The sequence below is a fragment of the Kitasatospora sp. NPDC057500 genome, assembly GCF_042802195.1.
In the GTDB taxonomy this organism is placed as follows: domain Bacteria; phylum Actinomycetota; class Actinomycetes; order Streptomycetales; family Streptomycetaceae; genus Kitasatospora.
Genome location: NZ_JBHVER010000257.1, coordinates 1 through 9,909, shown reverse-complemented (window position 1 = coordinate 9,909; position 9,909 = coordinate 1). Strand labels below are relative to the sequence as shown.

At 71.6% G+C, this 9,909-nt stretch carries 8 protein-coding genes; 4 read left to right on the top strand and 4 right to left on the bottom strand.

Annotated elements, in window-relative coordinates; translation table 11 throughout:
- Window positions 1–130: 130 nt before the first annotated feature.
- Window positions 131–724, bottom strand: a complete 594-nt coding sequence (locus ACFU74_RS33375; RefSeq protein WP_380763655.1) for a TetR/AcrR family transcriptional regulator — start codon at window positions 722–724, stop codon at window positions 131–133.
- 105 nt (window positions 725–829) lie between these two features.
- Between ACFU74_RS33375 and ACFU74_RS33370 the strand changes: the two genes are divergently transcribed.
- Both ACFU74_RS33370 and ACFU74_RS33365 read left to right on the top strand, forming a co-directional pair.
- Complete coding sequence (locus tag ACFU74_RS33370) at window positions 830–2,581, top strand: amidohydrolase (protein WP_380763653.1); 1,752 nt, start codon at window positions 830–832, stop codon at window positions 2,579–2,581.
- Window positions 2,578–3,921, top strand: coding sequence for a M20 family metallopeptidase (locus ACFU74_RS33365; protein ID WP_380763651.1), 1,344 nt, complete (start codon window positions 2,578–2,580; stop codon window positions 3,919–3,921). Before ACFU74_RS33370 ends, ACFU74_RS33365 begins: the two co-directional genes overlap by 4 nt.
- 161 nt (window positions 3,922–4,082) lie before the next feature.
- On the opposite strand, the gene ACFU74_RS33360 is transcribed toward ACFU74_RS33365, so the two are convergent.
- Entirely contained in the window at window positions 4,083–5,222 is a 1,140-nt protein-coding gene (locus ACFU74_RS33360) for a nitrilase-related carbon-nitrogen hydrolase (RefSeq protein WP_380763649.1), read from the bottom strand.
- Between the two features lie 207 nt (window positions 5,223–5,429).
- On the opposite strand from ACFU74_RS33360, the gene ACFU74_RS33355 reads away from it, so the two are divergent.
- Entirely contained in the window at window positions 5,430–6,197 is a 768-nt protein-coding gene (locus ACFU74_RS33355; protein WP_380763648.1) for a response regulator transcription factor, read from the top strand.
- Window positions 6,198–6,699: 502 nt separating this feature from the next.
- Here the strand turns inward: ACFU74_RS33355 and ACFU74_RS33350 are convergent.
- Window positions 6,700–7,350, bottom strand: coding sequence for a class I SAM-dependent methyltransferase (locus ACFU74_RS33350; protein WP_380763646.1), 651 nt, complete (start codon window positions 7,348–7,350; stop codon window positions 6,700–6,702).
- A 286-nt stretch (window positions 7,351–7,636) separates the two neighbouring features.
- On the opposite strand from ACFU74_RS33350, the gene ACFU74_RS33345 reads away from it, so the two are divergent.
- The gene (locus ACFU74_RS33345; protein WP_380763644.1) at window positions 7,637–8,689 is read left to right on the top strand and encodes a phosphotransferase enzyme family protein; all 1,053 of its coding nucleotides are present in this window, start codon (window positions 7,637–7,639) and stop codon (window positions 8,687–8,689) included.
- A gap of 115 nt (window positions 8,690–8,804) precedes the next feature.
- Here ACFU74_RS33345 and ACFU74_RS33340 read toward each other — a convergent pair.
- On the bottom strand, window positions 8,805–9,909 hold a 1,105-nt coding region (locus ACFU74_RS33340), incomplete at its 5' end, for a tetratricopeptide repeat protein (RefSeq protein ID WP_380763642.1).

Here is a 9,909-nt window from a genome sequence, read left to right as displayed (position 1 = left end):
CTCACCGGCGAGAACACCATCTCATGGCGCGACCCGACATCCCAGATCAAGTAGCTGATTTAGGGATAAAACATCGGGATAAAACGACCTCTGAGGCGAGCGGCTTCGTGCGTGAGGCCGACGCCGGGTGTCAGCCCGCCGGGAAGAACCGTGCGACGGCCGGCCGCAGCCGGGCGGTCTCGAAGTCGTCGGTGGGAAGGGCGAGTTGCTCCAGTAGCAGGCCGTTGACGATGGTCAGCAGGTCCGCGGCGCCGGCTTCGGGGTCCGTGGCTCCGGCCCCGCGCAGCTCGCCGGCGAAGGCGGCGCGCTGGGCGGTCCCCCAAGCGTCGAGGCTCGCCCGCAACTGGGGGCGGCGGGCGACTTCCAGGAAGAACTCGTACCGGGCGACGTCGGCGTCCCGGTTGCGGGCCAGGGAGCCGGTCACGTACTCCACGATGCGGGTGATCCGCTGCTGGACGTCGGCGTCCGGCAGCCGGTGGAACAGCGCGTGGACCTCCTCGACCTGCTGGGCGGCCAGACGTCGCAGGGCTTCGTCGAGCAATTGGTCGAGGGTGCCGAAGTAGTAGCGGGCGATGCCGTGGGTGGTGCCCGCCTCCGCCGCGATCGCCCGGTGGGTCAGGGCGCGCGCGCCTTCCCGTGCCAGCAGCCGGATCGCGGCGTCCAGGAGGGCTTCGCGACGGGCGATCCCCCGGTCCATCTGCGGTTCGCGTACGGGCGTTGTCACGGAGTTCATCGTACCGCCGCGCCCGGGAGAAGTTTTCTCCACATGGAGAACTTTCTGCGTTACGGTGTCCCCACCAGGCACCACCGTCGACTGCGGAGGGAAGCTATGACCAACACGATCATCACTGGTGGACGGGTGCGCACACTCGATCCGAGCGCACCCGAGGCCGAGGCCGAGGCACTGGTCCTGTCCGGCGGGCGCGTGCTCGCGACGGGGGACCGGGACGCCATGGTGCAGGCGGCGGGGCCCGGCGCCCGCCACGTCGACGCCGAGGGTGGCGTGGTCATGCCCGGCCTGATCGACACCCACCCGCACGTCGCGCACTTCGGGATGCTGGCGGGAGGGCTCGTCGACCTGACCGACGCCGTCGACCACGCGGACATCGTGGCGCGCATCCGGGCCAAGGCCGCGACCACGCCGGCGGGGGAGTGGATCATGTGCACCCCGGTCGGCGAGCCGCACTACTTCATCCGCCGCTCGGAGCGGGACCTGGCCGAACGGCGCCTGCCCGACCGGTGGACCCTCGACTCGGCGACCGACGCCCACCCGGTGCTGATCCAGGCCTGGGCGCCGCGCATTCCCAACGTGGTCGCCTTCAACAGCGCGGGCCTGCGCGCCGTCGGGCTCACCGCCTTCATCCCCGACCGGGTCTGCGACGTCGAGATCGACAAGAACGAGGCCGGCGAGCTCACCGGGATCCTGCGCGGACCCGTCACCAACTACTACACCTACGACCCCTTCTGGGGTCAGATCCTGACCAAGCTGCCGAAGCTCAGCATGGCGAACGCCGTCGCCGGCACCACCACGGAGCTGGCGCGCTACACGGCGCAGGGCGTGACCACCGTGTACGAGGGCCACGCGATGGAGCCGGAGCACATCGGGCTCTACCGGCACCTGCACGAGACCGGCGCCCTGCCCCTGCGCGTGCTGGCGACGCTGGACGTCGAGTCGGTCATCTTCTATCCGTTCGACCCCCTGTCGCACGACGAATTCGCCGCCCGCCTCGAACGGTTCGCCGGCGAGGTCGCGGACGACGGCGACGACATGCTGCGGCTCGACGGGCTCACGATCAGCCCCGGCGGCCCCTGCTTCTCGGGCCACTTCTCGACCTACGAGCCCTACCGGGACCCCTTCGGCCGCCCCACCCGCGGCCATCGGTTCGTGTCCCTGGAGAAGGAGGAGACCTTCGTCAGGTTCTGCGCCGCCAACGGCATCCGGGCGAACGTGTGCGTCGGCTCCCAGCGCGAGCACGACGACTTCCTCGACATCGCGGAACGCGTCGTGCGGGAGCACGACTTCCGCGACCGGCGCTGGATCCTCCAGCACGCCATCACGATCACGCCGCAACAGGCCCGCCGCTACGCCGACCTCGGCTTCCGGGTCACCACCAGCGCCGGATTCGCCTGGGGCAAGGGCGCGATGTACGGCGAGCGCATGGGCACCCACGTCTGGCGCGACCTCGAACCGCTGCGTCGCCTCCTCGACACCGGGCTCGACCTGGCGGGCGGCTCGGACTGGGGTCCGAAGAACCCGTGGGAGCAGATCGAACTGGCGCAGACCCACCGCTTCGCGGGCAGCAACCACCGCAACGACGGGCCGGACCAGAGGATCTCCCGCATCGAGGCGGTGCAGATGTGGACGACCGGGGCGGCGAAGGTGCTCGACTGGTCCGGGATCGGCTCGCTCATGCCGGGGAACCACGCGGACCTGGTGATCGTGGACCGCGATCCGGTGACCTGTCCGGAGGACGACCTCCCCGGCACCAGGGTGCTGCGGACGCTGGTGGGCGGCCGGACCGTCCACGACAGCGGCGAGCTCTCCGGCCCGGCCGAGGAGACGCCGGCGGTGACCTCATGAGACCCGACGCGACGGACCGGGTGCTCGCCCGCCTCGACGGCATGCGCGAGGAGATGGTGGCCGCGCTCGCCGAGGCCGTGACCGTCCGCAGTGTGAACCCGACCTATCCGGACCAGGACTACGACGAGCTGGTCGGCGGTGAGACGGAGGTCTCCCGGCTGCTGGCGCGCCACTACCGGCAGGCCGGCGCGGAGACCGAGCTGTTCGGCGAGGTGCCCGGCCGGGACAACGTGGTCGGCGTGGTGCGCGGCAGCGGCGGCGGCCGTTCGCTGATCTTCAACGGCCATGTCGACGTCGTCCCGGCGGACGACGCCGCGCACTGGACCCACGACCCCTTCACGGCGTTCGTCGACGAGACCCACGTCTGGGGCCGGGGAACCGTCGACATGAAGGGCGGACTGGTCGCACAGGCCTTCGCCGCCAGGGCGCTGGCCGAGACCGGGACACGGCTGCGGGGCGACCTGGTTCTGCAGGGCGTGGTCGGCGAGGAGAACCTCGAACACCACCTGGGGACCTCCGCCGTCCTGGGTCGCGGCTTCACCGCCGACGGGGCGGTCATCGCCGAGCCCACCGGCGCCGCCCGGCCGTTGACGGTCATGCCGGCCACGCCCGGCGTGCTGACCATGCGCATCGCGGTGACCGGGCGCAGCGCGCACGCGTCGATGCGCCGCCGCACGCGCGCCGGGGCGGTGGGCTCCGGACAGGCCGCCGAAGGCGCCGCCGCCCCCGTCGCCGTCTGCGCGGTCGACGCCGCCCTGCGGATCCACGACGGACTGCGCCGGCTGGAGACCGAATGGCTGGAGAGCCGGTCGGACCCGCTGTTCGAGAAGGGCCAGTTCACCATCGGCCTGAACGTGTTCGACGGCGCCGCCCACGGCAGCCGCAACGTCGCGTTCATCCCCGACCGGGCGACCCTTGAGTACGCGATCTTCTACCCGCCCGCGTCGGACGCGGCGGAGATCCGGTCGGAGATCACGCGCACGGTGCAGGACGCCGTGCGCGACGACCCCTGGATGCGTGCCCGTCCTCCGCGCATCGACTGGCCGATGCACTACCCGGGCGGGCGGACCGACGCAGACCATCCGCTCTGCCGAACGGTGCGCACCGCTCGCGAACGGGCGTCCCTCGGCACCTCGTTCGCCGGTCCGGGAGATCTGCTGCCGTTCCCCTCGGCCACCGACCTGACCTGGTTCACGGCCGCCGGCATACCCGCCGTCGGGCTGGGGCCGGGCGCCCTGGCGATGGCGCACGCCGTCGACGAACGGTGCGCGATCGACGAGCTGGTCGCCGCAGCGAAGGCGTACGCCATGACGGCGATCGACTGGTGCGGCGTGGCCTGACGGCCGGGCCCCGCCCGCTCGCGGGGCCGTGGGCCGTACCCGCCGGCCGGAGGGTACGGCCCGGCCCACTGCCGGTGCGACCGGGTACCGTCCCCGTCGGTACCCGGACTCCGGGCGGGACTCCGGGAACCTCGGTCGCCGCCGTGATCAGCGGCTGGAGGCTACCCGGTCGGCCCGGGGTCCGGCGGCGCGATGTAGCGTGCGCCGGGAAACGCGTGCGCCGGCGGCGTGTACGTGCCCCGCTCCACCAGTCGGCGGATGTTGGCACGGTAGATCTCGTCCGCCTCGGCGTGCTGCACCGGTTCGTCCGTCAGCCACAGGTTGGCCGGATGGATCGGTTCGTCGTACATCCGCCGGAAGACCTCGGTGCGCAGGTCCTTGAGCCAGTTGCTGTTGAGGTTCATCGTCCGGAACTGCCGCAGCGCCTCGATGTCGACGATCCCGGACACGAAGGAGTTGTACCCGGACACGGTGTGCCCGAGCACCGCCCCGTTGAAGTCGACGATGTGCGCGTTGCCGCCCGCGATGTCGTACGGGTAGCGGGAGTCGGGCGTCGGATAGACCGGTCCGGCGTTCGGGCAGACCATGTACAGGCTGTTGAAGTGGGCGTGTGCCCGGTTCTGCAGCAGCCAGGTGCCTCCGGGGTCGGGGCCGGCCTGGGTCATCGGCACCGCTTCGCTGGGGCGGTACACCACCTCGGCGCCCTGGAGGGCCAACGCCCGTACCGCCTCCGGGTATTCGCCATCACTGCAGCAGATCGTGCCGATGTTGCCGATGTCGTCGGTGCGCAGCACCGGGTAGAACGCGTCGATGCCGTCACCGAAGAGTTCCACCCACCGGTCGTACACGTCGTGCGGAGTGCAGGAGCGCTCGCGGCACCATACGTGGTTCTTCGCCGCGCGGTGCACGATCTCGCCCGCCGGGGAGATGACGAACAGCGTGTTGAAGAACCGGTCGGGCAGGATCTCCGGCCAGCGGGCCTTGCACTGCGCGACGATGTACGTGTCGTAGTGCCGGGCCAGCGCGGCCAGTCGCTCGGTCTCCGGACCGGGTATGTCGATGAACAGGTCGCGGGCCGCGGTGACGTGCGGGATGTCGAGGGTCTCGTCCGTGAATCCGGTCAACGCGCCTTCGGCCAGCGCGATCAGCTTGACCGGCATGTTGATGCCGACGACGGACACTGCGGCGTGCACGGCCTCCTCGACGATGTCGAGGTTGTGCGCGATCTGGGCGCGCGAGGTGATGCCGCGGACCACCGTCGACAGGCCGACGGCCAGGTACGGTGCGATCGGCCGGCTCATGATCCGCACCGGCCCGTGGCGGCCGGCGCGGACAGGTGCGCGGCGCGGACGACGACGTCCACCGCGCGGCGCCCGTCAGGGCCCCGGTGGTGGTTCAGGTTCTCGGTCCCGGTCATTGCCTCGGGCTCTCCCTTCCTCTGCTGCGACCGGCATTCCCGATCGGCGAGGCGAAGCTATTCCGGCCCTTCGGCCCCGGACATCCTTCCAATGTATGAGATCGCCTCTGTTCCGCTTTCCCGGGATCCTGGTAGGATCGCGAAAATCCGTTTCGAGGTTGTGGCGACAACGATGCGACTTCTTCCCGAGGACGAAGACCCCTGGAGCTTCAAGGCCGAGGCAATGACGTTCCTGGCGAACGTGGTGAACTGCTCCGGAGTCGTCTTCTACTCCGTCGACACGCGGCTGAACGCCGTCGATCACGCGTTCCACCGGATTCGGCCCGTCGAGAACCGGAGCTACACCGCGCACTACCACCGCCTCGACCCGTTCCACCCGCGGCGCTTCGCCGGCCCCCGCCGACCCCTGGTGACCATGCGCGACCTGCCGGAGCGATACGAGCGCGGCGAGTACTACCGGCGCTTCATGGCTCCGCTCGGGTTCCGCCACGAGGCGGAGCTCTACCTCTACAGCGGTGCGCGGATCGTGGGCGGCCTGTCCCTGCTGCGTACTGCGGAGCTGGGCGACTTCGCCCCCGCTGACCTGGGCTTTCTCGACAAGGCCCACGCCTTCCTGGAGCACACGTTTCAGGCCGGGGGCGGTCCCGTCGGGACCGGGCCGCCGGTCGCCGCCTGGGGGCTCACGCCTCGCGAGCGCGAGGTGGTCCGCCTGGTCTGCGAGGGCGCCTCGAACGCCGAGATCGGCGCCGCGCTGTTCATCGGCGTCACCACCGTGAAGACGCACGTGCGGCACGTCTTCGAGAAGGCGGGAGTCCGGTCCCGGACACAACTGATCGCGCGACTGCGGGGCGAAGGGTAGCGGTCGCTCAAGGGTAGCGGCTGCTCACGCGCCGCGCGGGCCGCGGGCGGAAGGAATCGCTTCCCGTGCCCGCCGCGCGAATGCTCTCGGGGGCCGTTCCGGCGTGGAATCCCCGAATGGTCGAGCGGGCGATTCCGTGCAGGCCGGAGAGGGAATTCCAGTCCGCCGGATCCGTGATCCGCGAAAGGCCGATGAATGACGCACGGCGGAAAAGCGTACGCGAAACACCTTCGCAGCCGGTGGCGTTTCCGATTCCCGCGCGTGCACGGAGCGCGGCGGCGGCCACTCGGCACGACGCCGAGTTCGGCGTTCTCGACGTACGGCCGTCGCGCGGCCGGCCGGGTCCTTCTTTCAACTCCCGTCAGTGGTAGCGGAGTTCGTCCCCCAGGGGCTCGCCGTCGGAGGTGCCGGGCGGCGCTCAACGCGGTGACGCCGGCCGACCTGGTGCCGCCGCGGATCCGGGCGGGTTCCGCTCACGAGTCCCGACCCGCGAGCTGCGGACCTACCTGTTGGCCTCACCCGGGGTGCGACTCAGGACCCAGACGCCGTAGGCCTCGTTCGCGGGGTGCAGCTGGTAGGTGCCCGCCCGCAGGTCGACGCGGAGTCCGGCGGCCGCGAGATCCGCCTCGAACTCGGCCGCGGTGTAGGTGTGGGCGTGCGGCGGCCGGCCCTGGAGGTGGAAGCCGACCAGGATCCGGCCGCTCTCACCGAGCACGGAGCGCATCGCGCGCAGGGCCTCGCGTTCGGTGCCCTCGGCCAGGTAGATCATGACGTTGCCGACGCAGACGACCAGGTCGAACGGGCCGTCGTCGGGGCCGAGGCCGAGGATGTCGCGTTCCTCGATCGGCAGTCCGGGGTAGGTCTCCCGGGCCTGCCGGACCAGTGCCTCGTCGGGCTCGACCGCGACCACGTCGTGCCCGCGCCGCAGAAGTGCCGCAGTGACCCGGCCCATGCCGGCGCCGGCGTCGAGCACCCGGGCGCCGCGCGGCAGGAGCGTGTCGGCGAGCCGCGCTTCACCGTCGATGTCCTCGCCGCCGGAAAGGAGATCGGCGAACCGCTCGCCGTAGCTTTCGCTGTTGCCCGACTCCTGCCAGCGGGTCCGCCGCGTCTCCATCGGGATGGGGTCTCCGTGTGCCGGCGTGGTCCTGTTCATGCTCCGCATTTTAGGACGACGTGCCGCCCGAGCCCGACCGGCGGACCCCCACCTGCGGCCACGCACCAGGGATCCCCCCGTGGTCGCAGCAGTCCCGACGGCCGGCGGCACAGCGGAATCGTGCCAACCTCACCCCCCGAGGTTCCCCCGCGAAGACCGGGCGCCCTCGGTCGTCCGCCTTCCCGGCCCCGACCACTGTTCGATCGCGCCGGATCGCGCCGTTCCTCCACGAGGCCCCCTCGACGAGGATCGGAACCGCTTCCGGCCACCGAATCGAGGAACCCCCATGGCACGATCCTTCTACGAACTGTCGCGCTCCACCCAGCGGGCCCGGCTTCGGGCGTCGGCCGTCCGCGTGGCGGAGGTCCACGGAATCCGCTGCGACGATCTGCGCCTCGTGCAGTACGAGGACAACGCGGTGTACCGGCTCGCCGGACGCCGGCGCGGCCACCCGGAGAGCATCTTGTACACGCTCCGAATCTCGGTGCGCGACGGGCGGAGCGCGGCGGAGCAGCGCTCCGAACTCGACTGGATGGAGGCGCTCCTCGCGGAGGAGGCGGTCACAGTGCCGGTGCCCGTCGCGACCCCGGCCGGCGACAAGGTCGTCGGCCTGGAACTGGCGGGCTGTCCCGAGCCGGTGACGGCGGCGGTCTTCGAGTGGATCCCCGGGCGGGCGTCGCCGCCGTACTCGCGCCCCGGCGCGGCCGGGGACATCGGCGCGGTCACCGCCCGGCTGCACGAGCACGCCGCCGGGTTCCGGCCGCCGGCGGGCTTCGTCCGACCGGTCTGGGGACACCGCGAGGTCTTCACCGAGGGCGCCGCGCTCGACGGCGCGACGGCGCGGGGCCGTCTGACGGAGGACGAGCAGCGGGTCCTCCAGGAGGTGTCCGCAGCCGTGGGCGCCCGGCTGCCGGAGCCCGGATCCGCCGACTGGGGCGTGATCCACGCGGACCTCCACCGGGGCAACCTCCTGGAGACCGACGACGGCTCCACGGCCGTCATCGACTTCGACGACTGCGGCTGGGGCTTCCCCATGCTCGACGTGGCCACGGTGCTGTCGTCCGTCCTGCGCACCTGCGCGGACGACCGGCCCGCGTACGAGGACTTCGCCGAACGCTACCTGGCGGGCTACCGGTCCGTCCGCGCCCTCCCCGCCGGAGCGGCGCAGTTCGACGAGTTCCTGGTGATGCGCGATCTGATCATCCTGAACTTCGTCCTCGGGTCGGAGAACGCCGCGGTGCTCGGCTGGGGGCCGCAGCGCGCCCGGGGAATTCTCGGCCTCCTGCGGACGTACCTGGAGACCGGCGAATACGCGGGGCACCTGGACCTGCTGCCCTGACGCTCGACCGGCAGATCACGGAAGGAGTTGTGAGACCTTCCCCCCGACCCGGCTGACCGCCCGACGACCCGGACATCAGGCGCCGGGCCTGGGCCGGCGCCACCGCCCCACCCGGCTAAGGATCGAGCCCTTCGAGCCAGACGGCAATGTCCAGGGACTGCTGCAGGGCTGGTCCGAAGAGGTCGGGGTAGGTCAGGGCGAGGGTGCGGTAGTGGCCGGTGGCCTCCTCGTTGGCGGTCAGGCCCTCCGCCCGCCGGCCCACCTCACCGAGGTCGATGGAGAGGTTGTTGAGGGCCGTGGCGAGGTCGGGGAGGTGGGCGTCGGGGTTCGCCCGGGCCAGGGCGCGGCGGATGGCAACGGCCTCCTCGATGGCGGTCAGGCCCTCCGCCCGCCGGCCCACCTCACCGAGGTCGATGGAGAGGTTGTTGAGGGACATGGCGAGGTCGGGGAGGTGGGCGTCGGGGTTCGTCCGGGTGAGGGTGCGGTAGTGGCCGGTGGCTTTCTGGATGGCGGTCAGGCCCTCCGCCTGCCGGCCTGCCTCGGCCAACCGGATGGAGAGGTTGTTGAGGGACATGGCGAGGTCGGGGAGGTGGGCGTCGGGGTTCGTCCGGGTGAGGGCGCGGCGGATGGCAACGGCCTCCTCGATGGCGGTCAGGCCCTCGGCCCGTCGGCCTGCCTCGGCCAACCGGATGGAGAGGTTGTTGAGAGCCCTGGCGAGGTCGGGGAGGTGGGCGTCGGGGTTCGTCCGGGTGAGGGCGCGGTAGTGGCCGGTGGCTTCCTGGCTGGCGGTCAGGCCCTCGGCCCGTCGGCCTGCCTCGGCCAACCGGATGGAGAGGTTGTTGAGGGACATGGCGAGGTCGGGGAGGTGGGCGTCGGGGTTCGTCCGGGTGAGGGCGCGGTAGTGGCCGGTGGCTTCCTGGCTGGCGGTCAGGCCCTCGGCCCGTCGGCCTGCCTCGGCCAACCGGATGGAGAGGTTGTTGAGGGACATGGCGAGGTCGGGGAGGTGGGCGTCGGGGTTCGTCCGGGTGAGGGCGCGGTAGTGGCCGGTGGCTTCCTGGCTGGCGGTCAGGCCCTCGGCCCGTCGGCCTGCCTCGGCCAACCGGATGGAGAGGTTGTTGAGGGACATGGCGAGGTCGGGGAGGTGGGCGTCGGGGTTCGTCCGGGTGAGGGCGCGGTAGTGGCCGGTGGCTTCCTGGCTGGCGGTCAGGCCCTCGGCCCGT

Coding starts and splice junctions, on each gene's coding strand:
- ACFU74_RS33370 (WP_380763653.1), top strand. CDS start 830: ATGACCAACACGATCATCACTGGTGGACGGGTGCGCACACTCGATCCG.
- ACFU74_RS33365 (WP_380763651.1), top strand. CDS start 2,578: ATGAGACCCGACGCGACGGACCGGGTGCTCGCCCGCCTCGACGGCATG.
- ACFU74_RS33360 (WP_380763649.1), bottom strand. CDS start 5,222: ATGAGCCGGCCGATCGCACCGTACCTGGCCGTCGGCCTGTCGACGGTG.
- ACFU74_RS33355 (WP_380763648.1), top strand. CDS start 5,430: ATGTATGAGATCGCCTCTGTTCCGCTTTCCCGGGATCCTGGTAGGATC.
- ACFU74_RS33350 (WP_380763646.1), bottom strand. CDS start 7,350: ATGAACAGGACCACGCCGGCACACGGAGACCCCATCCCGATGGAGACG.
- ACFU74_RS33345 (WP_380763644.1), top strand. CDS start 7,637: ATGGCACGATCCTTCTACGAACTGTCGCGCTCCACCCAGCGGGCCCGG.